The sequence below is a fragment of the Kribbella sp. NPDC023855 genome, assembly GCF_040639475.1.
Taxonomy (GTDB): Bacteria; Actinomycetota; Actinomycetes; order Propionibacteriales; family Kribbellaceae; genus Kribbella.
In genome coordinates, this window is record NZ_JBFAAA010000016.1 from 97,247 (window position 1) to 122,997 (window position 25,751).

A 25,751-nucleotide genomic window follows, 5' to 3' on the forward strand; every position below is an offset into this window, starting at 1 on the left:
GCTTAGAACCCCGTGGAATCGCACTGGACAAATTGCTCAGCGCGTGCCGGGAGACATCGTCAGTCAGTCATCAAAATGGCCGGGTCGCCCGTCCATTCGTCCAGCAATCCAGCTGAACCATGGGCAGGCGCCCGGCCATCGGTACGGCGTACCGGCCTGGCTTGTCAGGCGGGCAAGACGACCTCGCCACCGGCGACGCCGGCGGGGGCGAGGTCGAAATCGAGCGGGTTGGTCAGGCAGCGCGCCGACCCACCACCCTTGTGGAACTCGGACAGGTCCAGGACGACGGCGCGCAGACCCAGCCCGGTCAGCAGCTCGCGCAACCGCGGCGAGCAGGCCGGCATGATGATCGTCTCGTTGACCACCAGCGAGTTGCCGCTGAACGCGAACGCCTCGTCGTCGGTGAGCACGATCGGGTCGGGCACGATGCCGAACAGCTCGGTCTGGCTGGCCGCGTCCAGCGCCGGCGGGTAGACCAGCGCGTGGGTGCTGTCGATCGGGCAGAACGGCAGGTCGAGGTGGTACATGCCCTCGTGCGTGATGCGCAGACCGCGGACCCGGACGTTCCACTCCGAGGCAATGTGCTCGAGTGCGCCGGCCTCGGTGCGCGGGCCGTAGCCGATCACCAGGCTGTCGCCGAAGACGAAGGCGTCACCGGACTCGAAGTGCGGGCCGACGCCGTCGCTGCCGGTCCGCTTGAGCTCGAAGTCGTGCTCCATGAACCACTCGGCCGCGGTCAGCGACTCCTTGCGGCGCGGCTCGAACCGCATGTGCGAGAGCATCGCCTTGCCCTGCGCCGTGCCGAAGCCCAGGTTCATCGCGTACACCATGTCCGGGGAGTCGTCGCGCTGCTCGAGCACCTCGACCTCGCCACCGGCGTCGATGATGGCCTGCCGCAACGAGTCCCACTGCTTGAGCGCCAGCTCGGGGTCGGGTTGGTCCTGGGTCGACATGTACGGATTGATCACGTAGTCGATCCGGAAATGGTCCGGCCGGACCATCAGATACCGGCGGCCCCACCCCAGCGGCTGACCCATTCTGCGCACCCCATTGAGCTCACGATCGTCGCATTGACCGATCACCTGATTGTCCGACAATCAGTCAGTGTGCAGGTCGTCCGGTGTCGCGTCAACCTGAGTTTGCGCGCCCTCAGGCGGGCGGGCGGGTGCGGTTCGCAGTACCGGTGGGGTTGCTCACTTGGTCGCGTAGATGATGTCCAGCGACGCGGGATCCCAGCCGTTGCCGGTGATCCACTGCAGCGCCTTCTCCTTGCCGGTAGCGGTCCAGGTGACGATCCGCACCGAGATCGCCTCGGGGTTCGTCGGGTCCGACTTCGAGCCTTCGTAGGTCGCCTTGAAACCGGGTCCGACGTAGGGCAACTGGGCCAGGATCGGGTACTTCTGCGCGAGCCGCTGCTGGATCTCGTCGTACCGGCGGCCGGCCTCGGCCTCGGCCTCGCGCTCCTGCTCCGGGTTGTTCTTGCCCCACTCGTAACCGACCGGACCGTTGGCGTAGAGGTACATCTTCACCGAGACGGGATCCTCACCGCGCACCGTGATCGTCTTGGTGTAGCTCTGGAAGCCATCCCGGCTACCCGTCAGCGTGTGCGTCCCGGGCCGGACCTCGGTCTTGCCGTTGGCGGCGATCGGCTGGCCGTCAAGAGTGAGGGTCAGGTCGTTCGGGATCGACTTCACGGTCAGCTCAGCCTTGGGATCGTGCCGCCAGATCACGAATCCCCCGATCAGCACCAACAGGACCGCGAGCACGACGACGCCGGTCACGAACGGCCGCCGGATGTCCTCCTCCATGGTCTGCTCCTACTTCTTCTTGAGCCGCGCGACGGCGAACCGCCCGTTGCTGGGGGTATAGCCGCCGACGTCGTAGGCGTAGCCGGCCTCGGGCACGTGGCCGCCGAGGGAGCCGGCGGCGGAGTTGTACTTACCCCATTGTCCGACGTACAGGTACGTGTGACCGGCGCCGATGAAGATGTCACCAGGCTGCAGGTCGCTCATGGCGATGTTGTCGAAGACGTCGTACTTGCCCGAGGTGCGCAGATAGTTGTCCTGCACCCCGGTCGACACCATCGGGTACTCCGGATCGGCGCCACTCATCCGCATCACGGTCGCCACGAACCGCCCGCAGTCGCTCCACACCTCGTACCCCTGGTCGCTGTTCCACTTCGGCAGCGCCTCCTGGAACGCAGGGGTCGCATCACTCTTGTTCTTGCCGTGCCCACCGTCGGGCCAGGCCAGCGACTTCGCCACCTCGGCGATGTTGCCACTGCCGGCCGCGCACGCGGTCGACGGACCCGCGCCCGGCTTCCCCGGTGGGGCCGCTCCGCCGGAGTAGGTGTCGAAGACCTCCCGGGCGGTCTTCTTCCGTTCGTCGTACTCCGGGTCGTTGTCGTCGAGCGTGAAGACTTCGTAGTCGTGGGCGAACAGGTAGGCGGCTTCCTCGACCGTCTTGGTCGCCTTCATCTTGTCGCCGATCGCCTTGAGCGCCACCGGCCCGGTCCCGTCCAGCTGCTCCTTCAGGAACTTGAGCTGGTACTCCAGGGTCTCGATCGTCTCGTAGCTGACCCCCTTGCTGCGGGACGCCGTGATCATCTTCTTGGCCGGGTACCACTGCACGATGCCCCAGGCCTTGTCGAGGCCTTCGGCCACCTTCGCGCGGGTCTCCGTCGGCGGGCTGGTGCCGTTGAGCAGCGTGGGCGTCACCTGCGACTCGTGGATCATGTTGCCGACGATGCCGGCGGCCTGCTCCTTGGTGTAGCCGTTGCTGACCAGGTAGTTGAAGGCCTTCTCCTGGTTGGTGCTGCCCACCAGCGGACCGTCAGTGTTGCAGCTACAGCCGCCGCCCGATCCGGACGACGAGGCGCTCGCGAAGAGCTTGGCCGGGTCGGCCTGCTTGAGCGCCCCGCCGTCGTCGCCCTGGGCCCAGACCTCGAAGTGCAGGTGGGCACCGCTCTTGCCCGGCGCGGTCTCGGTGCCCTCACCGGACGTCCCGATCTGCTGGCCGCGGTCGACCTTGTCGCCCTTCTTGACCGTCTTGGTGTCGAAAAACTGGTACCAGGTCTCCATCGCGTCGCCGTGGCTGATCTTGATCCAGTCGCCGGAGACCGACTTCACCTCGCCGGACTCGACGGCGTACACCTTGCTGCCCTTGGCGACGTCGAAGTCCATGCCCTTGTGCTGCTCGGGACCCTCGTCGTCCCAGCCCTGGGCGGCCTCCTTCTTGTCGGTCGGCCAGGCCATCCCCGCCGCCTCGGTCGCCGGGCTCGGAGTACAGGCCGCGGCGCTGCCCATCCCGCTCATCACTCCGACCAGCAGCGCGATCACCACCAGCAGCGGGAGGAAGAACACGAGCATGACGCCACCGATCATCGGCAGTGCCTTGCTGTCACTCACGGCGTTCTCCTCGCTCTGGCAGGGGCGGCCACTGCGTCAAAGACTGCCCGAAAACCAGGTCATTATGTCGAGAGTTATCCACAGGATGGGCGGCGGGCGCCTCGCGGGTCCGCGCCGAACGCGACAACTGGGCCGGACTGGACGAGAATCGCTGCATGTACGAACGGCTGCGGGTGGACCGCTCGACCACGGTGGACCGGGTTGTCGACGCGCTCCGCGCCGCCCTCTTCTCCGGCGACCTCGAACCCGGTACGCCGCTGCGCGAGCAACCCCTGGCCGAGGCGCTCGGGGTCGCGCGCAGTACGGTCCGCGAGGCGATGACGATGCTGGTCACCGAAGGACTCGCGGTCCGCGAACCGAACAAGGGCGTCAGCGTCGCGATCCTGCACCCGGCCGCGGTCGCCGACATCTGCCGGGCCCGGTTCGTGCTCGAGTCGGCCGGGATCAGAGCCTGGTTCGACGCCGACGAGTCGGCCCGCGAGCGGGTCCGCGCCGCGATGCGCACGTTCGCCGCGACCGCCAAGGAAGGTGCCGACCCGGAGGCGATGACGGAGACGCACCTGGCGATCCATCGCAGCCTGGTCGCCCTCACCGGCAGCGAACGCCTGACCGCCACCGCCGACTCGATCACCGGCGAGGCAAGACTCGCCCTGGCCCGCGTCGACGCCCTCCGCCAGGACGCCAGACAACAGGTAGCCTCCCACCGCAAACTCGTCCGCCTGCTGGAGAAGGGCGCCCTCGACGAATGCGTAGAAGAACTCCGCCGCCACCTGGCCGGCGCCGAAGAATCCCTCCTAGAAGCCATCGCCACCCCACCCTCCTGAACACGCCTGTGGATAACGCAGGCCCGCCCGGCGGCTCCGCCGATACACTCGAAGCGGAAGGACAGTAGGCGAGTCTTGCACCCACGTCGGACGCGCTACTGCTCCACTTGGATCCGCGGACTACGAATCGGCAGCAAGCACTCCGTCGGCGGTGATGTTGTAGGTGCGGTTTCCGACTCGGAGGTTTCGGAGGCGGGCGGTGGGGTCTAGAGGGGCGACTTGGGGGGTTGCTCGGACTGTGCCGTCCAGGGTGATTTCCAGGCCGAAGACTCCCTCCAGGATCAGGCTTACCCAGGCGCCTGAGGAGGAGCAGGACCAGTCGATCAGGTACGGGTACTGCGGTGGAGACTTTCTTGCACCGCCCGCCATCGCCGGTACCGCCTCCTCGACGAAGTGCGCCTGACCACACGGCCCTTGGTTCGCGCTCTTCGCCAAGCCCGGGAGCCAGTCGAGCGCAACATCACCGCGGCCGAGGGCGAACAGCGCTCGGGCGGCATCGGCGGGCCAGGCGGGGTAGGCGCCGTTCCACTGGTGATCGGGTCGCAGGCTGAAGGCCGCGTCCGCGTCGTACGGCGAGAGCGCGCGCATCCAGGTCGGGGTCTGGAGTTCCCGCTGGAAGAACTCCACCATCTCCGCCCGCTGCGTGTCCGACAGGTCGTCGGCCATCGTGGTGCCGACGAGGTTGAAGTCGTAGCAGTGCCGGACCGGGACCAGCGTGCCGTCGGGCTGGCGGGCGTGCCAGAAGCCGGCGCCCTCGACGTACAACTCGTTCACATGGCCGGCCTGCTCATCCGCCTCCTTCCGCAGCAGGCGAGCGCGATCGGACTCGCCGGCGCGGTCGGGCTCGATGCGGTCAGGGTCGCCGCCGCGGTCGGGCTCGGTGCGGTCGGGGGCGCCGCCGCGGTCGGGCTCGGTGCGGTCGGGGGCGCCGCGGAGTTCCGCGATCTCGGCGGCTACTCGTAGGCACCAGACGTTTGCTGCGTTGAAGCTGGCGACCTCGTGGACGTAGCTGCTCACGCACTCGAGCAGGTTGTCGATGCCGCCGTAGTCGGCGAGCGCGTGGTTCTTGCGCAACCCACGCCAGGCCGTCGCCCAGTCATGCAGGTGCTCGGCCACCGGCTTGCGATCAGCGTCCCGGCCGGCCAGAGAGTCCAAGAAACCCTCGTCACCGCTGAACCGAACGTAGTCCCGCACCAACCGCGTCATCGCGAAATCGTTGACCGAGTACCACTGCCCGACCGGCCCGCCGGTGAGCCACTCGGTACCGAAGTGCGCATGGGTGTCCAGGTCGATCCAGTGCTCGATGTGCCGGCGCATCGGCACCGGGTCGAGCAACGCATGGGTCAGCGACGACAGGCTGTAGTCCCAGATGAACGTCGTGGTCTGCCAGTACCGCGGCATCAACGTGTCGTAGGTCCGCCCGATCACACTGGCCGGGTTGTCGCGGCGGAACCACACCACGCCGAGCACTCCCCACCAGTAAAGCTTCCGGAGCGCCTCGTTCGAGGTCTCCAAGATCGGCAGCGAGCCACTGAACCCGTCGCTGTCCGGATCAAAAGCGTCCGCCAGCGCCTTGTCCCAGTGCACCTCGGCCGCCGCGATCACCGCCGGCACGTCGGCAGCGCAGGCGTTGTAATGCTCGGCCGCCGACGCAACATCGCCGTCCAGGACATGCACGAACCCAAGCTGCCCGTTGCCAGCAGCATCCAACTCAACCGTTGCCTCCAGCATCGACTGCGGCCGGAGCGCCGCCGCCGCGGCAAACTCTGAGGAGGAGGCGGCCGAGGCGATCGAGGTAGTAGTCACCGCGGCGGTGTCCGACGTCACCACATCGAACCCCTGCAAGCTGACAGCCGACCCCGACTCCCCGCTCCCGACCACCGCACCCCGGATCTCGGCTTCCCGCAACGTGTTCGGCTCCGACGGCGGCTCAGGACGCGACCACCCGCCGGCCGCGCGAATCGCAGTACTGGCCAACGCCAAACCGATCCGCACCGAACGCCCCGCTGCACCCTCCACCTCGAGCTGCACGACCACCGCCGGCCGTCCCGGCGCGCAGGCCGTCGTACTGCGTAACGTCAACCCGTCGATCCGCGTCGAGCGAACCACCCGGTCCGGCCGCCACACCACCTCCACCTCACCGCCGTACGACCGAGCCAACCGCCCGTCGACGTACAGCTGACCGGTGATGACATCGCCATGCGAATACGGCGGGAAGTTGATGCTCCGAACGGCGAACACGTCCAGGTCGACCTGTGCCGTGCCGAGGAAGTTGGTCAACCCCGGCGGGTTGAACATGTCGTCGTAGGTGTGCGTGAGCACATCGCTGGAAAGGTCCGTACTACGGGGGATCATCGCAGCCCTTCGGTGGGATCGGCCCAATCGGTGTTCGGCAGCAGCGGGTACCACCCAGGCCTCGCCGGATCACGGTCATACGGGTAAGGACCCAGTTCACGGAACAGTTCGGCGTACTCCGCAAGCTTGTCGCGATCCAGCTCGACGCCGAGGCCGGGACCATCCGGTACGGCGATCGCGCCATCGACGTACGGAAGCTTGCCGCCGGCAATGATGTCGTCGCGCAGGTGGTGATAGTGCGCGTCGGCAGCGAACGACAGGTTCGGTACGACGGCGCCGAGCTGGAGCATGGTGGCCAGCTGGATGCCCAGCTCACCCGAGGAGTGCACGGCCACCCCGAGTTGGAAGGTCTCGCAGACCCCGGCGGCCTTGACGCAGGCGCGGATCCCACCCCAGAAGGTGGTGTCCAGCAGGATCACGTCGACGGCGGGATCACGCACGTTGGCGGCCAGCTGCTCGAAGTTGACCACCACCGTGTTGGTGGCGAGCGGGATCGAGGTGTTCTCCCGGACCCGGCGCATCCCGTTCATCCCCCAGGTGGGGTCCTCGAGATAATCGTTGTCCAAGTCCTCGATACCTCGCGCGAACCGGATCGCCTCCTCAACCCCGAAGGCTCCGTTGGGGTCGAACCGCACCCGATGCCCGGGAAACGCCTCGGCGAGCGCCCGGAAACACTCTCGCTCGTAGTCCGGCGGAAAGACTCCGCCCTTGAGCTTGTGCACGGAGAACCCGTAGTCCGCAACCAGCGCCCGCGCGTGCTCGACCAACTGCTCCGCGGTACGGATCTCCCCTGTGCCGTCGTCGGCCGCATGCCGGAAGAACAGATAGCTCGCAAACGGCACCTTGTCCCGCACCTTGCCGCCCAGCAACTCGTGCACCGGTACGCCGAGCTGGCGCCCCTGCAGATCCAGACACGCAAACTCCACTGCTGCGAGCAACTGGGTCCGGTTGTTGTAGAGACTCGCGGTCGGATTCGCCAGCATCCAGCGCAGTGCTTCGGTGCGGGCGGGGTCGTGACCGATCAGGTACGGCTTCAGCGCGGTGACGGCATCCTCGGCGCTCTGACCACCGCCACCCATCTCACCGAGACCGACCAGGCCGTTGTCGGCCTCGATCTCGACCACCGTCCGCACGAACCGCCCCCAGTGCGCGCCATTGCTGTGCCGCAGTGGCGCCTCCAACGGCATCGTGATGGTGGTCGCGCGGAGGTCCACGATCTTCATCGAGCGTCCTCCGGCAGTACTACGGCCAACTGGGCGGTCAATCCACCGTCGACCTTCACGTCGGCCCCGGTCACGAAGGCCGCGGCCGGCGACGCCAGGAAGTGGATGACCTCGGCCACCTCAGCCGTCGTCGCCACCCGGCCGAGCGGATGGGACCGGCCCCACTCCGCAACAACCTCGTCGGTCGACCGATCACCGGCGAACTGCGCGGCCGAGGTCCGCAACATCGGAGTGTCCACCGATCCCGGACAGACCGCGTTGACCCGGATGCCGTCGGCCGCGTGATCCACCGCCATGGCCCGGACGAGTGAGAGCAGAGCACCCTTCCCCATCGAGTACGCCGCGACGTTGTGCTGCGCCGCGTACGCCTGCACCGACGCGACGACCACCACACTGCCGCCTCGCGGGATCAACGGCACGAACGACTGGCAGGCGAAGAACACCCCACCGACGTTGACCGCCATCACCTCGTCGTACGTCGAGGCAGGCGTGTCCACAACCGTTCCGTACCGCTGAACCCCCGCCGCACAAACCAACGCCCCGAGCCCACCGCTGCCGCCGCCATCGCCATCGCCATCGCCACCGCGATCGTCATCGCCACTGCTGCCGCCATCGCCGCTTCCGCTTCCGCTTCCGCTACCGCCGAGAACCTCGCTCACCCGCTGGGCCGCTGCCGCCAGCGCGGTGCGGTCAGCGACGTCGACGGCGATGCCGGTGACCCGATCACCCAGCTCTGCCTCCAGAGCGGCCAGGGCCTCCGCATCGCGGTCGAGCGCGAAGACCCGGTCACCGGCGGCGACGAACCGCTCGACGGCGCCACGGCCGATACCGGCCGCGCCGCCGGTGACGACAACCGCACGAGGTCCTGCTGGCATGTGAGATCCCTTCAGAACTGGCCGAGGGCGAGGCCCCGGGAGAAGAACCGCTGGGCGGCGAGGAACAGGACGACGGTCGGCAGCGACACCAGCAGTCCGCCGGCCAGGACGGTCGGCAGGGCAGCACCGCCGTACGTGCTCTGTAGTCCGGTGAGTGCGGGCATGATAGGCCGGACCGACTCGGACTGGCTCAGGGTCAGACCGAGCAGCAGGTCGTTCCAGACGAAGGTCGCCTGGAGGATGAAGATGGCCGCCAGGGCGCTGCCGGCCATCGGCACGTAGATGCTGCGGAAGATCCGGAACAGCCCACCGCCGTCGACCACCGCCGCCTCGAAGACGCTCCGGGCGATGCCGGTGAAGAAGTTCCGCATCACGAAAGCCGAGAACGGAACGCTGATCGCCGTGTAGACGAGGATCATTCCGACCCTGGTGTCATAAAGCCCCGAGCTCGCGTAGCCGGAGAACAGCGGCATCAGCACCATCTGCAACGGAAAGATGGTGCCGCCGAAGATGAAGACGAACCAGACAAAACCGTACTTGAGCCGCAGCGCCACGATCGCATAACCGACCGCCGCTCCAATCAGTACTGCGAGCACCGGCGCCACCACGCTGTAGAGGGTTGTCGCCAGCAACGTTCCGCCCAGTGACGCCTTCTCCCAGGCATCCTGGAAGTTCGCGAACAGCGAGAATCCGGACGGCTTCCACACCGCGGCGGGGTCATAGGCATCGACCGCCTTGGACGCGTTCACGACCAGCAGGTAGACCGGCGCAAGCCAGATCACCCCGAGGACGACGAGGACCGCAGTACGGACCGGGCCGGATGAGGTCTTGTTCATCGGGAGTCACCGTCCGCCAGCTGGTAGCGCAGGTACAGCACCGACGCGGCGAACGTGACCAGGCTGAGGAACAACGCGATCGCCGCGCCCTGGCCGTAGTCGTTCAGCACGAAGGTCTCCTTGTACATGGACAGGGCCAGCGTCTCCGACGACGTACCTGGACCACCCTGCGTCATCACCCAGACGACGTCGAACGTTTTGAGGCTGCCGACAATCGACAGCCCGACGACGACCGTCGTGATCGGCCGTAGCTGCGGCCAGAGCTGGTGGAGAAAGAGCTTGAAGCCCTCCGCCCCGTCCAGCCGGGCAGCCTCCAGCGGCTCGGCCGGGATCGACTGCAGCCCGATGACGAACAGCAGCGCGTTCACCCCGGCGGCCTGCCAGGAGGTCGCCACGATCATCATCAGCGTGTTGCCCGGCCCAGCCTGCAACCAGCCCGTGTGTGCGCCCGGCAGACCGAGGAAGCCGAGCACCTGGCCGAGAGCGCCGTCCGGCTGGAGCACGAAGCCCCAGATGACACCTACCGCGACACCTGAGATCGCGTAGGGCAGCAGGAACGGCAGCCGCAACCAGGTGCCCCACCGATGCCCATACGTCAGTACTGCGATCAGCAGGCCGAGCACGATCGGCAAGGTGACCATGCCGACCACCCACAACAGCGTGTTGGTCAGTGCTCCCACCAGATCGGGATCGCTGAACATCGCCTTGTAGTTGGTCAGCCCGGACCAGACCGGCGTACCGAGGCCGTTGAAGTCGGTGAAGCTGACGTACGTCGTCCACACGAACGGCAGGTACAGCAGCAGCGCCACGATGCCGGCGGCGGGCAGCCCGAACAGCGGCGCCACCCGCCCACCAGTCCGGGCCGAGCGCTGGGCCGAGCGCGGTACCGGGCGCTGGGCCGAGCGCCGGGCCAGGCGCTGAGGGCTCCGGCTCACTTCTGCTTGGCCCAGTAGGCGTCCGCCTCGGCCTGGATCTTCTGCAGACCCGGCATCGGGTCACCCGGCTTGGTGACGAACGCACCGAAGACCTCCAGCGCCTTGTTCATCACCGGCACCGGCGTGGCCTCGAACCAGCGGTTGATCAGCCGGTAGCCGTCGCCGCCGACATCCTTGTTCAGCGCGGCCAGTCCCGGGTCCTTCACCTCGGCCTTCGGGTTGAAGGACAGGTCGCCGCGGGAGTTCGCCCAAGCGGTCTGCGCCTGCGGAGTGACCCACCAGTCGGTCCACTTCTTCACCGTCGACGCGTGGTCGCTCTGCGCGGCGGAACAGACCGGGCCGGTCTCGAAGATCATCGAGGTCTTCGGCAGCGACGGGTTCACGTTCGGGATGACGAAGAAGTCGTAGTCGGTACCGGCCTTCATCTTCAGCGTGTTCAGGTTGCCACTGAACCAGGTGCCGAAGTTGACCATCCCGACCGCACCGCTCTTCAGCTGCGCCTGCGGCTCGGTCTTCGAACCCGGGTCGCTGAAGAGCCCGGCGTCGATCATCTTCTTCCACTCGTTCATCACGTCGACCACGCCCTGGTCGGTGTACTTCGCCTTGCCGGTGGCCAGCGCGTCGTACAGGTCCGGGTCCTTGCCGGCCAGCAGCGTCTCGAACCAGACGAAGCTGAACAGGATGTTGGTCTGGTAGAACGGCTGCACCCCGGCCGCCTTCACCTTGTCGGCGACGGCGAGCAGCTCGGCCCAGGTCTTCGGGTTCTGGGTGATACCGGCCTTCTTGAAGACGGCCTTGTTGTAGTACATCACCCAGTAGCCGGCGTTCAGCGGCATGCAGTACTGCTTGCCATCGTAGCTGAAGTACTGCTTCAGCTGCTCCGGGATGTTGCCGTCAGCAACCGCCTTGGTCCACTGGTCGGTGGTGTCGGCCACCAGCTTCTGGTCGACCAGCTCCTCCAGCTCCTTGCCGGTGTGCCAGGTGAACAGATCGGCCTTCTCCTTGGTCCGGAACGAGGACCGGATGAACGCGGTGTAGGCGTTGGAGTCGGAGTAGCCGACCGGTTCCATGCCGACACCGATGTCCTTCTTGCTGGCCGAGCCGACCTGGGTGAAGGCTTCCTTCCAGCCACCCTTGTCGTTGTAGAACTTCAGCGCGTCGACCGGCTTGTCCTCACCCTTCGCGGCGGTGGAGTCACCAGCTCCACCCCCACAGGCGGTCAGCGCCAACGCGCCGGCCACCACCAGTGCGGTCAGCGCCTTCGGTTTGTGCTGCTTGTACGGCGTACTGCGTGACATGGTGCGGTCCCTTCGGCTCTGTGAAACTTCTGCCCCACCGCACCGGTCACGGGTGCTGGGCGCTGTCGCTGACGACGGTGAGTACGCCGTCCAGGTGCTCGCGGGTGAGTCGCTCGGCCAGTTCGGCGTCGGCGGCCCGGACCGCGTCGAGGATGGCGCGGTGCTCGTCCAGGTCGGCCTGCCGGTCGCCATGGATGTGCAGGATCTCCAACTGCTCGCGGACGTTGACGACCGTGACGGACTCGACCACCTCGGCCAGCGTGGCGTTCCCGGACGCCTGGGCGAGACACCGGTGGAAGTCCATGTTGACCTCGGCGAGCCGGGCATGGTTGCCGGAGGCAATGAGATCGGCGGCTTCGGTGAGGCGCTCGTCCAGCCGCTCCAGCGCCTCAGCGGTCCGGTTCTGGGCCGCCAGTGCGGCGACTGGCGGCTCGATCAGCGCGCGAGCCTGCAGGAGCTCCACCAGCCGATCCGCCGACGGAGTCGGCGCCAGCGGATTGGCGAGCACCAGCCGTCCGATGTGCTGGCCGACGTACACGCCGGATCCGTGCCGCAGCTCGACCGCACCGGTGGCCTCCAACCGGCGCAACGCCTCCCGGACCGTCGGTACGGCGACCTTGAACCGCTCGGCCAGTGAGCGAACCGACTCGAACTGGTCGCCCGAAGCCAGCTTCCGCTCAGCGATCAGGTCCAGCATCGAGGCAGCCAGGTCGTCGAGCAGGCTGCGCCGGACGACGCCACCCGAAGTACTCATCGCAGGCCGTTCGGGGTCAGGGCCACGCGGACGAACCGGGGCCGGTAGATGCTGACATCGGCGTACAGGTCGACGTTGGCGTCGAGGCTGTTGACGTTGTAGCTGACCAGCAGCGAGTTGCCGCGGCGCCGGTCGGGATGCTCGTGCGAGTTGTACGTGATGATGTCCGCGTCTCCATAGCTGCCGGTGGCACCGGTCTCGGGGGTTTGGTAGAGCTCGACCGGGTTCACGAACGGGCCGGTCGGTGAGCAGGCGAAGTAGCCGAGCACTCGCTTGCTGAACAGCTCGGTGGTGTCGTGCGTGACGAGCAGATAGCCGTCACCGAACCGGGTCACGCTGTGCTCGTTGGCGACGCCCTCGAGCACGCGCACCGACGCCGACTCGTCGGCCGACCAGCCGGTACCGGTCCAGTACTGCCAGCGCTTCGTGGTCAGATCGTCGCCGCGGACCCGGGCGACATGCTCGTACTTCGAGGCGCCGAGGTCCTCCACCCCGTAGATGTAGGTGTAGCCGCGGTCGCGGAGCAACCACGCGGACCACTGGATGTTGGCGCTCGAGGGGAGCGGGATGAGCTTCTCCAGCTTCAGCGTCGAACTGTCGAACCGGGCCAGGTGGTTGGACGCCCAGCGCCAGTCCCACTGGCCGGTGCCCGTCCGCTCGAACTGCAGCGTCGTGACGTCGAGGTTGCGGCCGGCCTTGCTCGTGCCGGCAGCACCGAACCAGTACCAGCCGTTCGATGGCGGCGGGACGAGGGCGGTCGGCTCGGAAGCGGTGCCGCCGGTGACGGTCTTCAGCGACTTGCCACGCTGGATCACGAAGGAGTTGTTGATGAACGGGGTAGTGATCGGCCGGCCGCCATCGGCGTTGACCGGTCCGAGGAAGGTGTCGGAGAAGATCCACGCGGTCCGGCCCCCGCGCAGCTTCACCGAGTAGGTGCTGTCCCCACCGGTCCAGCCTTTGCCGGTGTCGCTGTAGGCGTTCAGCAACGGCTCCGGAGCCGCCTGCGGCTCCGGCTCGACGGCCCAGTTGGCGCGCGTCACCGCGCAATCCCGCGGACCCTTTGTCACGAGCGGGCCCTCTTTCAACGGAGTCGCCGCAGTGAACGGCCGCGGGATCGCGCCGACCTGGGGATGACCGGCTTGGGGATGACCGGGTTGGGGATGACCGGGTTGTGGATGGCCGCTCAAGGGGCGGGCCGGGTCGGGCGCGGCGAGCGCCGGGACTGCCAGCGCAGTACTGAGTACTGCGGCGCCGAGCGCCCAGCTCATCCGGTGTCTCATGGTCGCCTCCTCGCGGGAACGAAAATGATCAGATCACTTGGTCATTATCGTGTCAAGGGTGTGGCGAACCCCCGGCGCGGTGATCGCGGGGTGGGCGAACCCCAGGGTGGCAGGATCGAGGCATGAAGAACCTGCTCATCAAGTTGCTCGCCAACGCGGTGGCCCTGGCGGTCGCCAGCTGGGTCGTCAGCGGCATCACCCTCGAGGGTTCGACGGCCGGGCGCAGGGTGCTGACGCTGCTGATCGTGGCGGCCATCTTCGGCGTGGTGAACGCGGTGGTGAAGCCGATCGCGAAGCTGGTCTCGCTGCCGTTCATCATCCTGACGCTCGGCCTGCTGATCTTCGTGATCAACGCCCTGATGCTGCTGCTCACCTCATGGATCACCGGCAAGCTCGACGTGCAGTTCCACGTCGACGGGTTCGGCGCCGCGCTGCTCGGCTCGCTGGTGATCACGCTGGTCGGCATGCTGCTGAACGCAGTACTGCCGGACAAGGCCGAGATGCGGTGACTTCGGTGGTGAGGCACGTCGAGGTGGTGTGTACCGGCAACATCTGCCGCTCGCCGATCGGTGAGGTGGTCCTGCGCGCGAAGCTCGCCCACGCGGGCATCGACGACGTCGTGGTGACGAGCTCCGGCACGAGCGGCTGGCACATCGGCGATCCGATGGACTACCGCGCCGCGGCCGCACTGGCCAGGCGCGGGTACGACGGGAGCGCCCACCGGGCGCAGGAGTTCCGCAGCAGCTGGTTCCCGGAGCGCCACTTGGTGCTCGCGATGGATTCCGGCCATCTGTCGGCGCTGCTACGACGGGGTGGCAGCGACCTCGCAGTACCGGTCGAGCTGTTCGACGACAGCGACGTACCGGATCCGTACTACGGCGACGACGCCGGTTTCGACGACGTGCTCGACCAGATCGAGAAGGCGGCCGACCGCTGGGTCGACCGCCTTTCGGGCTAGCTGCTTACTTGGTCTGGCCGATGTCGGTGAGCAGGGTGGTGAACCACTCCACGCTCGGGTCGAACTCCTTGCCGCCGGCGATCCGGGGGAACTCGATGGCGCGGAGCTCGTCACCGCGCTCCTCGTCGTGGCCGATCACGCCGCTCTCGCCGCGCAGCGCCGCGTCCACCGCGAAGTCGGTGCACTGCTTGATCAGTTCGAGGTCGGCGTCATTGGCGGCCGCCGACCGGCTGAAGTAGCCGCTCTTCTGGACCATCGTCTTCTCCGCGCCGATCCGCTCGGCGAACTGCTTCGCGAACCACGCGCCCGGGTTGATCGTGTCGAGCTTGACGTGCCCGAACGGATCCCGGCCGACCTCCTCGCCGCGGGCCTCCATCTCGGCCACGATCGACGGCACGCCGGCCCCCTCGGACAGGAAGATGTTGACGCAGTCGTTCTCGTCCATCACCGCCTTCAGCCGCTCGGCCTCGGCGTCCAGGTCGATCGTTGCCTCAGGCACGTAAACCGCGTGCACGTCCCAGCCGCCGGCGGTCAGGCCGATCCCCGGGTTCCACTCCTGCGCCGTGACCCACTTCCGGTACTCCGCTGCGGTGGCCGCGGTCAGCCAACCGCAGTTGCGGCCCATCACCTCGTGCACGACCAGCATCCGCGGGTTCGAGCTGTGCTCGGCGATCACGTTGCGGGCGAACAGCGCACCCTGCTCGGCCGCGGTCCAGGCACCCAGGCTCTGCCGGATCGGGATCACGTCGTTGTCGATCGTCTTCGGCAGGCCGACCACGGTCAGGTCGTAGTCGTGCTCCTGCAGGTACGCCGCCAGGTCGGCCGCGGTCGTGTTGGTGTCGTCGCCGCCGATCGTGTGCAGCACGTCGACGCCGTCGGCGACCAGCCGCTCGGCCGCGACCTGCAAGGCGTTCTGGCCGTCGGAGATCAGGCCGCGCTTGATCAGGTCGGCGGTGTTGGTCAGCTTCACCCGGCTGTTGCCGATCGGGCTGCCGCCGAACTTGTGCAGCAGACCGGCCTGGGCGCGGATCTCGGGGGTGACCTCGAGGTGCCGGCCGCTGAGCAGACCGTGGTACCCGTTCAGGTAGGCGATGATCTCCACGTCGGGCGCCACCTCGGTGTAGCGCTCGATCAGCCCGCCGACGGCGGACGACAGGCAGGGCGCGAGCCCGCCCGCGGTGAGAAGGGCAACTCTGCGGACAGACTTGTCGGCAGCCATGGTCAGGGTCCTTCCAGAGGTCGCTGAAGTCGCCTTCAGCGTAGTGATGCAGACCACTCCACACGCTGGTTGGGGTTCAGCCTGTGGACAGATCAGGGCATCGGGACGTTGCGGGGCTCGATGGGGGTGGAGACGATGAACGAGGTGGTGGTCTGGCCGTGGGTCTGGAATCTGTCCAGGATGTCTTCCAGGCCGCCGATCGCGGCGACCTGGACGCGCAGCAGGAAGCAGTCGTCGCCGGAGATCCGGTGGCACTCGACCACCTCGGGGATGCGCTGGGCCAGCTCGATGATGCGCGGGATCTGGCCGGGTCCGGGGCGTAGCCGCACCCAGGCGCCGACCGGCAGGCCCAGCGCGCCGGGGTCGATCTCGAGGCGGTAGCCGCGGATCACGCCGGACTCCTCCAGCCGCGTCACCCGTTCCCGGACCGTCGGGGCGGAGACTCCGAGGCGGCGCGCCAGCTCGGTCGTGCGGAGTCGCGGGTCGGCGGTCAGCTCGGTCAGCAGGCGGATGTTCAGGTCGTCGATTGTCGGCTTCTCGGTTTGAAAGCCAGCAGCCAGTTCGATCTTCGTTTCGGTAGCCATCAGAGGCCTTTCGGGTCCGAATCGCCATGGGAACGCCGCGAATCTGTTCCTAGGGTAGTCACGTGACAACCGCTGTGGAAACCTCCCCCAAGACCTTCCTGGTCACCGGTGCCGCCTCGATCTCCGTGCTGCTGTGGGCCTCGTCGTTCGTAGGGATCCGCCACGCCGGCACCGAGTTCTCGGCCGGGGCGATGTCGCTGGCCCGCCTCCTGGTCGGCAGTGTGCTGCTCGGCGCCTTCCTCTTCCTGAGGCAGTCGCCCAGCAGCCTCACCTGGCCGGACAAGCGCGACTGGCCGCCACTGCTCGCCTGCGGCCTGCTCTGGTTCGGCGTCTACAACGTGGCCCTCAACGCAGCCGAGCGCCGCCTGGACGCCGGTACTGCGGCCATGCTGGTCCACATCGCCCCACTGCTGATCGCACTGCTGGCCGGCCTGACGCTAGGCGAAGGCTTCCCGCGACAGCTCGTCATCGGGAGCCTGGTCGCGTTCGGCGGCGTAGTACTGATCGGCCTGTCGACCTCCACCGGTCGCGCCGAGACCTGGGGCGTCATCCTCTGCATCATCGCCGCCATCGGGTACGCCGTCGGCGTGGTGACCCAGAAGCCACTACTGACCCGCCTTCCCGCCGCACAGGTCACCTGGCTCGCCTGCATGATCGGCACGCTCGCCTGCCTCCCCTACGCTCCCGCACTGACCAGCGAGCTCCGTACTGCGAGCGCAAGCACCATCTGGTGGGTCGTGTACCTCGGCGCCTTCCCCACCGCACTCGGCTTCACCACCTGGGCCTTCGCACTTCGCCGTACGACGGCCGGCCGCATGGGCGTCACCGTGTACGCCGTACCAGTCGTCGCCATCCTCCTCGCCTGGCTGTTCCTCGGCGAAGCTCCAGCACTGCTTGCACTCATCGGCGGAACCCTCTGCTTGGCCGGGGTCGCCATCTCCCGACGTACTGGAAAGGCTTGAGACTTGATGCATTTCGGAGTGTTCGTGCCCCAGGGGTGGCGGATGGATCTGGTCGAGCTGGCGGGTCCAGTCGAGCAGTGGGAGGCGATGACGGCCGTCGCCCGTGCCGCCGACACCGGTCCTTGGGACTCGATCTGGCTGTTCGACCACTTCCACACTGTGCCCGAGCCGGCCCGCGAAACGGTCTTCGAAGCCTGGACCGCGACAGCCGCGCTGGCCCGCGACACGCAGCGCGTCAAGCTCGGCCAGATGGTCGGCTGCAACGGTTACCGCAACCCGGCCCTCTACGCGAAGATGGCCGCCACCGTCGACGTCGCCAGCCATGGCCGCCTGTACGCCGGGCTGGGAGCGGGCTGGGCGGAAGACGAGTGGACGGCGTACGGGTATCCGTGGAGCAGCCTGAAGGACCGGATGGGCTCGTTCCGCGAGTCGGTGGAGCTGATCCATCGGCTGTGGACCGAAGAGGACGTGGTTTTCCACGGGAAGTACCACTCTGTGGACAAGCCGTACGTCGAGCCCCGCCGCAAGCCGCCACTGTGGATCGGCGGCGGCGGCGAGCAGGTCACCCTCAAGCTCGTCGCGCAGTACGCCGATGCCTGCAACTTCGGCACCGGCCAGGTCGACGTCATCGAGCACAAACTGTCCGTACTACGTAAGCACTGCGAATCCGTCGGCCGCGACTACAACGAGATCGTGAAGTCGACCAGCCTCAACCTGTTCCCGATCTCACCCGGCGCCGACCCGGTGACCGCGACAGCCAAGGCACGCGGCCGTTACAGCGTGGAAGAGTTCCGCGAGATCGGCGCTGGTGGAGGCGTCGGGTTGGCCGACATTCTCACTACTGGGGAGATCCGAAGCCGCCTCGAGCGTCTGGAGGAGATCGGCGTCCAGTACGTCATCCTTTACATCCCCGGTGTCGCCTATGACCACGATCCCCTGCACCTGTTGTCGTCGGACGTCGTACCCGCTTTCAGCTGAGGGTTGCCGCCAGGTCGCGCAGGTGAGTGTGAATGTTGCTGTAGGCATCGACTTTGGGGAGGTGGCGTTTGGGGACCTTGGTGACCACGCTGTAGTTGGCGTCGACGACATTGGCCAGCGGGACCTCGCTGATCTGGCTGAGGAGTTGGTAAGCGTCCAGCTTGTCGAGGCCGTAGAGCTCGCCCAGCCAGCCGACCATGTCGACCTGACCGGCCCGCCAGGCGTCTTCGAGCGGGCGGCTCGAGCCGACGACGGCGAGGTACGCGTCGTTCTCGATCCGCGGCCAGACCGGGCCCGGCGTCTTGAGGAGTTCGACGATGAGGACGACGTTCATCGCGCCCTCGACCGCAGTACCGCAGGATTCGCCCTCGCCCTGCCGGTAGTGCCCGTCACCGACGGAGAACAGCGCGCCCTCTACGTTGACCCGCAGGAAACAGGTCGCCCCGGCCTTCATCTCAGGCGTGTCCATGTTGCCGCCGAACACATCCGGGACCAGCGACGAGCGGGCCTCACCGTTGGCCGGCGCCACCCCGACCGTGCCGAGCATGGTCTCGATCGGCAGGGCGATCTCCAGGTCACTCCCCTGCGCCTGGAACCCAACGGTCTGCCGCTCGGTGTCCACCTCGTAGATCCAGGTCCGTTCCGGTAGCGGGTCCTGCAGGGTCGCAGTACGGTCTGTGCTGGTCAGACCGCCGAAGAACGGGATGGTCGCGGACGCGCCCCACCCGCGCGCCGGGGTGAGCTCGACGAAATGCAGCACGAGAGTGTCGCCCGGCTCGGCGCCCTCGACGTAGAACGGCCCGGTCTGCGGGTTCACGAACGGCATCTGGAGGCTGGCGCTGGCGAGATCCGCCGTACTGCGCAGGCGGCCGCAGAACGCGTCCTCAGTCCACAGCCGCATCGCCGTACCGGGTTTGACCCGGCGCAGCGGCGCGGCGCCGCCGAAGGTCCAGGTCAGCTGATCGTTGCCGGGCGTGAATTCGACGATGTCCACGCGGAGAACCTACGGCTCGGCCGGTGTCCTTCGCGACTGATCAGCGGGTTCTCAGCCGATTCTCAAACAGACGGCATAACCTCGGCTGCATATCCTCAAATGGCGGGGTTCAGCCGAGCCCTGGATCGAACTGTGGGCGAGCGGGAGCGCGAGATGCGGGTACTGGTGGTGGACGACGACCGGGCGGTCCGGGATTCGTTGCGCCGTTCGCTGGAGTTCAACGACTTCGAGGTGGTGACCGCCTCCGACGGCGCCGAGGCGCTCGCGGTGATCGGCAACGTCGACCCCGACGTGGTCGTGATGGACGTGATGATGCCCCGGCTGGACGGGCTGGAGACGACCAAGGCGTTACGGGCTGCGGGCAACAACGTGCCGATCCTGGTGCTGACCGCGCGGGACGCCGTCGCCGACCGGGTCGACGGACTCGATGCCGGTGGCGACGACTACCTGACCAAACCGTTCGCTCTGGAGGAGCTGCTCGCGCGGCTGCGGGCACTGCTCCGCCGCAGTACGACGCCGGGCGAGGGCGGAGCACGCGGCGAGATCCTCCAGTACGCCGATCTGGTGGTGGACGTGGACGCCCATGAGGTGCATCGCGGCAACACCCCGATCCCGCTGACCCGGACCGAGTTCTCGCTGCTGGAGCTGCTGATCCGCAACCCACGCCGGGTGCTCGAACGCGCGGTGATCCTGGACGCCGTCTGGGGCTACGACTTCCCGACCACGGCGAACTCGCTCGAGGTCTACATCGGCTATCTCCGCCGCAAGACCGAGATCGACGGCCTGCCCCGCCTGATCCACACGGTCCGCGGCATCGGCTACGTCCTGAGAGACACCCCACCGTGACCACCCAACCCCCACCCGGCGACTTCCCCCGCTACACCGGCCCCCCGGACGAGGAAGCCCTGGAACTAGGCCCCACCCACAACCGCCCCGGCCGCCCCCACCCCACCTCGGCCCGGCCTGGTGCAGGACAGCCCGGTGCAGGACGACCCGGCGCGGGACAACCCGGTGCGGGACAGCCCGGTGCGGGACAACCTGGCGCGGGACAGCCCGGCGCGGGACAACCCGGCGCAGGACAACCCGGCGCAGGACAACCCGGCGCGGGACAGCCTGGTCCGGGACAGTCGGCGGCTGGGCAAGCGGGTGCTGGGCAACGGGGCGCTGGGCAACCGGGTGCTGGGCCGGCAGGTCCGCCGCCGGGCCCAGGTCGACCGAGTGCGGCGCAGCCCGGTCCATCTCACCCGAAGCCAGCTGGGCCCAGCCAGACTCAGCCAGGCTCAGCTCACCCCGCGTCGGCTCCCTCCGGCTCACCTCGTCCCGGCTTAGCTCAGTCCAGTCCGGTGCAACCGGGTGGAGGACAGCAAGGTCGGCCGCAGGGTGGGCAGCCTGGGAATGCTGGGCGGGTAGCGGCTACGGCGGGGCGGACTCAGGACTGGTGGCAGGAGAAGCTGCACCAGCTGAGCCTGCACGCCCGCGTGACGCTGCTCGCCGCGGTCGCCGTCGGCCTGGCCGTCGCGTTCGTCAGCCTCGGCGCCTACGTCACGGTCCGCCAGCAGATGTACCGCAACCTCGACGACAGCCTCAAGGACCGCGCAGTCCAGGCAGCCAACAACGGCGTACTGACGAACTACTACAACCTGCAACGCATCTCCTCGGACGCACTCGGGCTCAGCGACATCCGGGTCGGCGTCTACCTGGACAGCGGGCAGAAGGTCAACGCCAAGCTCAGCCCGCTCCCACCGATGAACGCCACCGAGCTCGCGGTCGCCCGCGGCACGGCGCCGGACGGCTACAGCATCGAGACCGTCGGCACGCCCAACAGCCCGCACTTCCGGGTGGTCGCAGTACCTGCCAGGTTCTGCCCGCGGGAGGACGACCAGGCCTGCGACGACGGCGAGACTCTGCAGGCAGCCTTGGTGGTCGCGCAGTCGCTCAAGCCCATCGACCGGACGCTGCACAACCTGGGGATCGTGCTGTGGGCGATCGGCCTGCTCGGCGTCATCGGCGCCGCACTCGCCGGCAACGCCATCGCACAGTCCGGGCTGAGGCCGCTCGCCCGGCTGACCGCGGCAGCGGAATCCATCGCCCGGACCGAGGACCTACGACCGATCCCGGTGACGGGTTCGGACGAGATCACCCGGCTGGCGGTGGCGTTCAACGCGATGCTGGCTGCCCTTGCGCGCTCTCAGGACCGGCAGCGACGGCTGGTCGGCGATGCGGGGCACGAGTTGCGGACGCCGTTGACGAGCATCCGTACCAACCTCGACCTGCTCGCGCAGGCCGACAAGCGCGGCGGGTTGCGGGCCGAGGATCGGCAGCAACTGCTCGACGACGTCCGCGCGCAGATGGACGAGCTGACCACGCTGATCGGCGACCTGACCGAGTTGGCGCGCGATACGCCGCAGGTCCGCGACGCCGAGTTGATCGAACTGTCGAACGTCGTCGAGGACGCCCTGCTCAAGGTGCGCCGTCGCGCGTCGGGAGTGGAGTGGGACGTCCAGCTGTCACCGTTCCCCGTCTGGGGTGACGAGCGGCTGCTGGGTCGCGCCGTGACGAACCTGCTCGACAACGCGGCGAAGTACAGCGTCCCGGACGACACCGCCGGCCACCGGACCGACGGCGAACCACTCGGGCGGGTCACCGTACGCCTGCTGGACGGCGTACTGACTGTCACCGACAGCGGCCCCGGAATCGCCGAGGCAGACCTGCCGCACGTCTTCGAACGCTTCTACCGCTCCAGCGAGGCCCGCAGCCGCCCCGGCTCCGGCCTCGGCCTGGCGATCGTCAAACACGCGGCCGAACAACACGGCGGCATGATCTACGCCCGCAACGCCCCCAACGCCGGAGCCCAATTCACCCTCTGGCTCCCCCACGCCGCCACCCAATCCCGCTGACCCAACCACCAGCCAGCCCACCTGCGGGCAGCCGCACGCTCCCGCCCAGCCAGCACACGCACCCGTGCGGCCAAACACGCGCTCTCGCACACCGGGCGCGCTCCGCCCCGACCGCGCGCCCCAAGCGCCAGTACGCCGACCCGCGCTCCGCACAGCCGGCACACGCTCCCGCCCAGCCGGCACACGCTCTCCCGTGCGGCCAGCATGCGCTCTCGCACACCGGGGCGCGCTCCGCCCGACCGGGCGCTCCAGCGCCAGTACGCCGGGCCTGCCCAGCCGGCACACGCTTCCCGTGCCGCCGGCAGCGCTCGTGCGGCCAGCACGCGCTCGCGCACGGCCGGCGCGCTCCACCCAAGCCCAGGCGTTCCAAGCGTCAGTACGCCGGTCCGCCGCGCCTTTCCCACTCGCTCAGCGCCCCACTGGCTGTCCACGCCGCCACTCAATCCGGGGATGACGTGGGCCACCATCGTCTCCGCCACAGCAGCTGCCGCGCCGGGGCGACGCGACCACCCGCGCACCGAGCCGGCGAGGGGCGAGACAGCGCCTTCAATCCATCAACCCAGCCCAGCGGGAGGGGTCAGCTTTGTTCGGTGGGGGCTTGGAGTTCGGCGTTGAGGCGGAGGGCTTCGGCTAACTGGTCTTCGAGGATGATGATGCGGCAGGCCGCTTCGAGGGCGGTGCCGTTGTCGACCAGTTCCCGGGCGCGTGCGGCCAGGCGGAGCTGGTAGCGGGAGTAGCGGCGGTGGCCGCCCTCGGACCGCTGGGGCGTGATCAACTTCGCTTCGTCCAGGCTTCGCAGGAAGCCCGGAGTGGTGCCGAGCATCTCGGCGGCGCGGCCCATCGTGTACGCGGGATAGTCCTCGTCGTCGATGGCCGGCGGACTGTTCGGTTCAACCACTGTGTGCTCCAGGCTTGGGGTCATGCCACCTCCGTGTCGAGGGCCCCGGTGCCTAAGCACCGGGGCCCTGGGTTTGGATTCACCATCTACCAGCTATCAAGCCGGCCTCTGCTACCGCTGTCCGCCGTTGCCGGCGAACTCAGCGGGGATCGCTAACTGCGTAACCGAGAACCACCTCCGTACGACGATGGGACTGCGGTACCCACCCGGCGCAACTCAGCCAGGGCGGGCGATCCTGATGATGTAATCCTCTCCTTCTCTTCGGTGTTCCAGCTGACACTGCTCACTACCACCGGCCGTACTCACTGACCGGCCGGCGTCCTGCGGTACTGCGCACTGCTACTTCTGTACTGAGAACTGCTGGTACTGCGTGTACTTCTCGTACTGCGTTGGTACCTACTGCGTACTGCGTTCGTACTTCGTGGGCAGTCGTTGGCTACCCGCGTCAGCTTCTGCTGTTCTCTCTTGCGTCATCAAAAATACTAGCCACCTTGCTGGCAGAAGTCTAATCCCGTCACGTTAGATTTTCGTTCAGACGGGGTATAGCTTCCCTCTCGCCGCGACCGCAGGCCGGGTGCCGCCCGTCTTCAGCGGATCTTCATGGAGTTCTTCGGCAGCTCTGACGGGATCTTCAGCGGGTTCTCAGGTCCGGCCGCCAAGGTTGACCCATGACCGAGAACCAGCCGCACCAGCCGCAGAACCAGCCCGGTGACAAGTCGCCGGCGCAGGGTTCGACGTACGGGAACCAGTCTGCGAACCAGCCGCCGCAGGCCGGAGCGCCTGCGTTCGGCTCGGGTTCGTCTGAGCGCACGCAGCAGCTGCCGATGGGTGGCTACGGCCAGCATCACCAGCAGCAGTACGCGCCGCAGGGCGGTCAGCCGCGGCCAGGGCAGCACCCCTCAGGCGGGGGTGCTTACCAGCAGGGCGGGCAGTTCGGGATGTCCGGGGCGCATCAGGGGACGCCACCGGGCCCGAGCTGGCCGTTCGGCCCGCAGCCGCCGGCCGAGCCCCAGCCCGCGAAGCCGCCGAAACGCCGCGGCCTCGCACTGGTCGCAGCCACCGCGCTGCTGGTCGGTGCAGCGGGCGGTATCGGCAGTGCAGCCGTGTACTCCGCCACCAACGACCCCACGTCGAGCTCCTCGGTGACGGCCCCACTCAACGGAAGCCAGGCGGCACCGGTCTCCGCGCCGGACGGCTCGGTACAGAACGCGGCCTCGAAGGTCTTGCCGAGTGTGGTGAAGATCGGCGTCGCCACAGCACAGGGCTCAGGGACCGGGTCGGGCATCGTGATCAGCAAAGACGGCCTGATCGTCACCAACAACCACGTGGTGGCGGGTGCCGGCAACGGCGGCAAGATCCAGGTGATGCTCAACGACGGCCGGACGCTCAACGCGACGATCGTCGGTACCGACCCGTTGACTGACCTCGCGGTGATCCGCGCCGACGCCAAGGACCTGACACCCGCCGTACTGGGCAAGAGCGGCAACCTCGGTGTCGGGCAGGGAGTCGTCGCGATCGGTTCACCGTTCGGACTCGAGGCGACCGTGACGAGCGGTATCGTCTCCGCGCTGAACCGCCCGGTGACGTCGGGCGACGAACAGCGCGACAGTACGACGGTCTTCCCAGCAATCCAGACAGACGCCGCCATCAATCCGGGGAACTCCGGCGGCGCACTGATCGACCTCGCCGGCCAAGTGGTCGGAATCAACAGCGCGATCAAGACCGCCGGAGGATCGGGACAATCCGAAGGCGGCAACATCGGCCTGGGCTTCGCAATCCCGATCGACCAGGCCAAGCCGATCATCGACGAGCTGGTGGCCAAGGGCAAGGCCACCCACGCAAGGCTCGGCGTACAGGTCGGCAACGCGCAGTCCTCCGACGCGTTCCAGCAGGGAGCGACGATCGGCGAGGTGACGCCGGGCGGTGCGGCGGACAAGGCCGGCCTGAAGAGCGGTGACGTGGTCACCGCGATCGACGGCAAGGCGATCGCGTCAGGGGACGCGTTGGTCGCCGCGGTCCGTTCGCACCGCCCGGACGACGAAGTAACCATCACCTTCACCCGCGACGGCAAATCCCAGCAAATCAAGGCCAAACTAGGCTCCGACAACGGCAACCCCACCGGCTGACCCCCCCAAAGGCTCCGTCGTCCCTCACCCCCCGGGGACGACGGAGCCCCCTCCCAGATAGGGACTGCGACCGCCCACCGAGCGGCCGCAGTCCCGCTTCTTGTGTATGTTCCCACGCGCCCTGCACTTCCGCTCCTCCGTCGCTCCAGTTCCGGGGCGCTCTGGGCTTGCCCCCGGGTGGTGGACACCGGGTTATGCGGCTTTGGCCGCGTGGTGGTGTGTGAGTTCGTACTGTATTGGGCTGGTCATGCCAAGGGCTGAGTGGCGTCGGCGGCGGTTGTAGATGTTGGCGATCCAGTGGTTGATGGCTTGTTTGGCGCCGGTGCGGGTGGGCCAGCTGTGGCGGTA

At 67.9% G+C, this 25,751-nt stretch carries 25 protein-coding genes; 9 read left to right on the plus strand and 16 right to left on the minus strand.

From position 1 onward, the window contains the following. Positions 1 to 164: 164 nt before the first annotated feature. The 3 genes from AB0F51_RS35945 to AB0F51_RS35955 form a co-directional block, all read right to left on the minus strand. Positions 165 to 1,037 (minus strand): arginine deiminase family protein, encoded by an 873-nt coding sequence (locus tag AB0F51_RS35945; RefSeq protein ID WP_360287607.1) that lies wholly within the window; start codon positions 1,035 to 1,037, stop codon positions 165 to 167. A 156-nt stretch (positions 1,038 to 1,193) separates the two neighbouring features. Next, positions 1,194 to 1,808 (minus strand): PEGA domain-containing protein, encoded by a 615-nt coding sequence (locus AB0F51_RS35950; protein ID WP_360287609.1) that lies wholly within the window; start codon positions 1,806 to 1,808, stop codon positions 1,194 to 1,196. 9 nt (positions 1,809 to 1,817) lie between these two features. Next, complete coding sequence (locus AB0F51_RS35955; RefSeq protein WP_360287611.1) at positions 1,818 to 3,407, minus strand: phage tail tip lysozyme; 1,590 nt, start codon at positions 3,405 to 3,407, stop codon at positions 1,818 to 1,820. Between the two features lie 155 nt (positions 3,408 to 3,562). Between AB0F51_RS35955 and AB0F51_RS35960 the strand changes: the two genes are divergently transcribed. Beyond that, positions 3,563 to 4,231, plus strand: coding sequence for a GntR family transcriptional regulator (locus tag AB0F51_RS35960; RefSeq protein ID WP_360287613.1), 669 nt, complete (start codon positions 3,563 to 3,565; stop codon positions 4,229 to 4,231). 120 nt (positions 4,232 to 4,351) lie between these two features. On the opposite strand, the gene AB0F51_RS35965 is transcribed toward AB0F51_RS35960, so the two are convergent. The 8 genes from AB0F51_RS35965 to AB0F51_RS36000 are packed head-to-tail and all read right to left on the minus strand — an operon-like array spanning position 4,352 to position 13,787. Then, a complete protein-coding gene (locus AB0F51_RS35965; RefSeq protein WP_360287615.1) occupies positions 4,352 to 6,586 on the minus strand; it encodes a hypothetical protein in 2,235 nt (744 codons plus the stop codon). Beyond that, on the minus strand, positions 6,583 to 7,809 hold the full coding sequence (locus AB0F51_RS35970) for an enolase C-terminal domain-like protein (protein WP_360287617.1): 1,227 nt from the start codon (positions 7,807 to 7,809) through the stop codon (positions 6,583 to 6,585). Before AB0F51_RS35970 ends, AB0F51_RS35965 begins: the two co-directional genes overlap by 4 nt. Next, positions 7,806 to 8,684 (minus strand): SDR family oxidoreductase, encoded by an 879-nt coding sequence (locus AB0F51_RS35975; RefSeq protein WP_360287619.1) that lies wholly within the window; start codon positions 8,682 to 8,684, stop codon positions 7,806 to 7,808. Before AB0F51_RS35975 ends, AB0F51_RS35970 begins: the two co-directional genes overlap by 4 nt. Before the next feature lie 11 nt (positions 8,685 to 8,695). Then, the gene (locus AB0F51_RS35980; RefSeq protein WP_360287621.1) at positions 8,696 to 9,520 is read right to left on the minus strand and encodes a carbohydrate ABC transporter permease; all 825 of its coding nucleotides are present in this window, start codon (positions 9,518 to 9,520) and stop codon (positions 8,696 to 8,698) included. Further along, on the minus strand, positions 9,517 to 10,455 hold the full coding sequence (locus AB0F51_RS35985; protein ID WP_360287623.1) for a sugar ABC transporter permease: 939 nt from the start codon (positions 10,453 to 10,455) through the stop codon (positions 9,517 to 9,519). Before AB0F51_RS35985 ends, AB0F51_RS35980 begins: the two co-directional genes overlap by 4 nt. Then, the gene (locus AB0F51_RS35990) at positions 10,452 to 11,753 is read right to left on the minus strand and encodes an extracellular solute-binding protein (RefSeq protein ID WP_360287625.1); all 1,302 of its coding nucleotides are present in this window, start codon (positions 11,751 to 11,753) and stop codon (positions 10,452 to 10,454) included. Before AB0F51_RS35990 ends, AB0F51_RS35985 begins: the two co-directional genes overlap by 4 nt. 46 nt (positions 11,754 to 11,799) lie before the next feature. Continuing rightward, on the minus strand, positions 11,800 to 12,507 hold the full coding sequence (locus AB0F51_RS35995; RefSeq protein WP_360287627.1) for an FCD domain-containing protein: 708 nt from the start codon (positions 12,505 to 12,507) through the stop codon (positions 11,800 to 11,802). Continuing rightward, positions 12,504 to 13,787 carry a DUF4185 domain-containing protein gene (locus AB0F51_RS36000; protein WP_360287628.1) on the minus strand — a complete coding sequence of 428 codons (1,284 nt, stop codon included), beginning with the start codon at positions 13,785 to 13,787 and terminating at the stop codon, positions 12,504 to 12,506. Before AB0F51_RS36000 ends, AB0F51_RS35995 begins: the two co-directional genes overlap by 4 nt. 122 nt (positions 13,788 to 13,909) lie before the next feature. On the opposite strand from AB0F51_RS36000, the gene AB0F51_RS36005 reads away from it, so the two are divergent. Both AB0F51_RS36005 and AB0F51_RS36010 read left to right on the plus strand, forming a co-directional pair. Further along, on the plus strand, positions 13,910 to 14,296 hold the full coding sequence (locus tag AB0F51_RS36005; RefSeq protein ID WP_360287630.1) for a phage holin family protein: 387 nt from the start codon (positions 13,910 to 13,912) through the stop codon (positions 14,294 to 14,296). A gap of 5 nt (positions 14,297 to 14,301) precedes the next feature. Continuing rightward, a complete protein-coding gene (locus AB0F51_RS36010) occupies positions 14,302 to 14,745 on the plus strand; it encodes a low molecular weight protein-tyrosine-phosphatase (RefSeq protein ID WP_360287632.1) in 444 nt (147 codons plus the stop codon). A gap of 4 nt (positions 14,746 to 14,749) precedes the next feature. On the opposite strand, the gene AB0F51_RS36015 is transcribed toward AB0F51_RS36010, so the two are convergent. Next, positions 14,750 to 15,964 (minus strand): pyrophosphate--fructose-6-phosphate 1-phosphotransferase, encoded by a 1,215-nt coding sequence (locus AB0F51_RS36015; RefSeq protein WP_360287634.1) that lies wholly within the window; start codon positions 15,962 to 15,964, stop codon positions 14,750 to 14,752. Between the two features lie 92 nt (positions 15,965 to 16,056). Next, positions 16,057 to 16,548, minus strand: coding sequence for an Lrp/AsnC family transcriptional regulator (locus tag AB0F51_RS36020; protein ID WP_360287636.1), 492 nt, complete (start codon positions 16,546 to 16,548; stop codon positions 16,057 to 16,059). A 62-nt stretch (positions 16,549 to 16,610) separates the two neighbouring features. Between AB0F51_RS36020 and AB0F51_RS36025 the strand changes: the two genes are divergently transcribed. Both AB0F51_RS36025 and AB0F51_RS36030 read left to right on the plus strand, forming a co-directional pair. Continuing rightward, on the plus strand, positions 16,611 to 17,510 hold the full coding sequence (locus tag AB0F51_RS36025) for an EamA family transporter (protein WP_360287638.1): 900 nt from the start codon (positions 16,611 to 16,613) through the stop codon (positions 17,508 to 17,510). 6 nt (positions 17,511 to 17,516) lie between these two features. After that, complete coding sequence (locus tag AB0F51_RS36030) at positions 17,517 to 18,488, plus strand: LLM class F420-dependent oxidoreductase (protein WP_360287640.1); 972 nt, start codon at positions 17,517 to 17,519, stop codon at positions 18,486 to 18,488. Here the strand turns inward: AB0F51_RS36030 and AB0F51_RS36035 are convergent. Further along, on the minus strand, positions 18,481 to 19,482 hold the full coding sequence (locus AB0F51_RS36035; RefSeq protein WP_360287642.1) for an acetamidase/formamidase family protein: 1,002 nt from the start codon (positions 19,480 to 19,482) through the stop codon (positions 18,481 to 18,483). The two genes, AB0F51_RS36030 and AB0F51_RS36035, sit on opposite strands and share 8 nt — an antisense overlap. Before the next feature lie 153 nt (positions 19,483 to 19,635). On the opposite strand from AB0F51_RS36035, the gene AB0F51_RS36040 reads away from it, so the two are divergent. The 3 genes from AB0F51_RS36040 (at position 19,636) to AB0F51_RS36050 (ending at position 22,379) form a co-directional block, all read left to right on the plus strand. Beyond that, complete coding sequence (locus AB0F51_RS36040; RefSeq protein WP_360287652.1) at positions 19,636 to 20,328, plus strand: response regulator transcription factor; 693 nt, start codon at positions 19,636 to 19,638, stop codon at positions 20,326 to 20,328. A gap of 135 nt (positions 20,329 to 20,463) precedes the next feature. Next, a complete protein-coding gene (locus tag AB0F51_RS36045; protein ID WP_360287644.1) occupies positions 20,464 to 20,811 on the plus strand; it encodes a hypothetical protein in 348 nt (115 codons plus the stop codon). Positions 20,812 to 20,960: 149 nt separating this feature from the next. Beyond that, positions 20,961 to 22,379, plus strand: coding sequence for a HAMP domain-containing sensor histidine kinase (locus AB0F51_RS36050; protein ID WP_360287646.1), 1,419 nt, complete (start codon positions 20,961 to 20,963; stop codon positions 22,377 to 22,379). 577 nt (positions 22,380 to 22,956) lie between these two features. On the opposite strand, the gene AB0F51_RS36055 is transcribed toward AB0F51_RS36050, so the two are convergent. After that, entirely contained in the window at positions 22,957 to 23,301 is a 345-nt protein-coding gene (locus AB0F51_RS36055; RefSeq protein WP_360287648.1) for a MerR family transcriptional regulator, read from the minus strand. Between the two features lie 644 nt (positions 23,302 to 23,945). Here AB0F51_RS36055 and AB0F51_RS36060 point away from each other — a divergent pair. Next, complete coding sequence (locus tag AB0F51_RS36060; RefSeq protein WP_360287650.1) at positions 23,946 to 25,403, plus strand: trypsin-like peptidase domain-containing protein; 1,458 nt, start codon at positions 23,946 to 23,948, stop codon at positions 25,401 to 25,403. 192 nt (positions 25,404 to 25,595) lie between these two features. On the opposite strand, the gene AB0F51_RS36065 is transcribed toward AB0F51_RS36060, so the two are convergent. Then, positions 25,596 to 25,751, minus strand: a 156-nt coding sequence (locus AB0F51_RS36065) for an IS3 family transposase (protein ID WP_360287654.1), incomplete at its 5' end; no start/stop codon positions are given.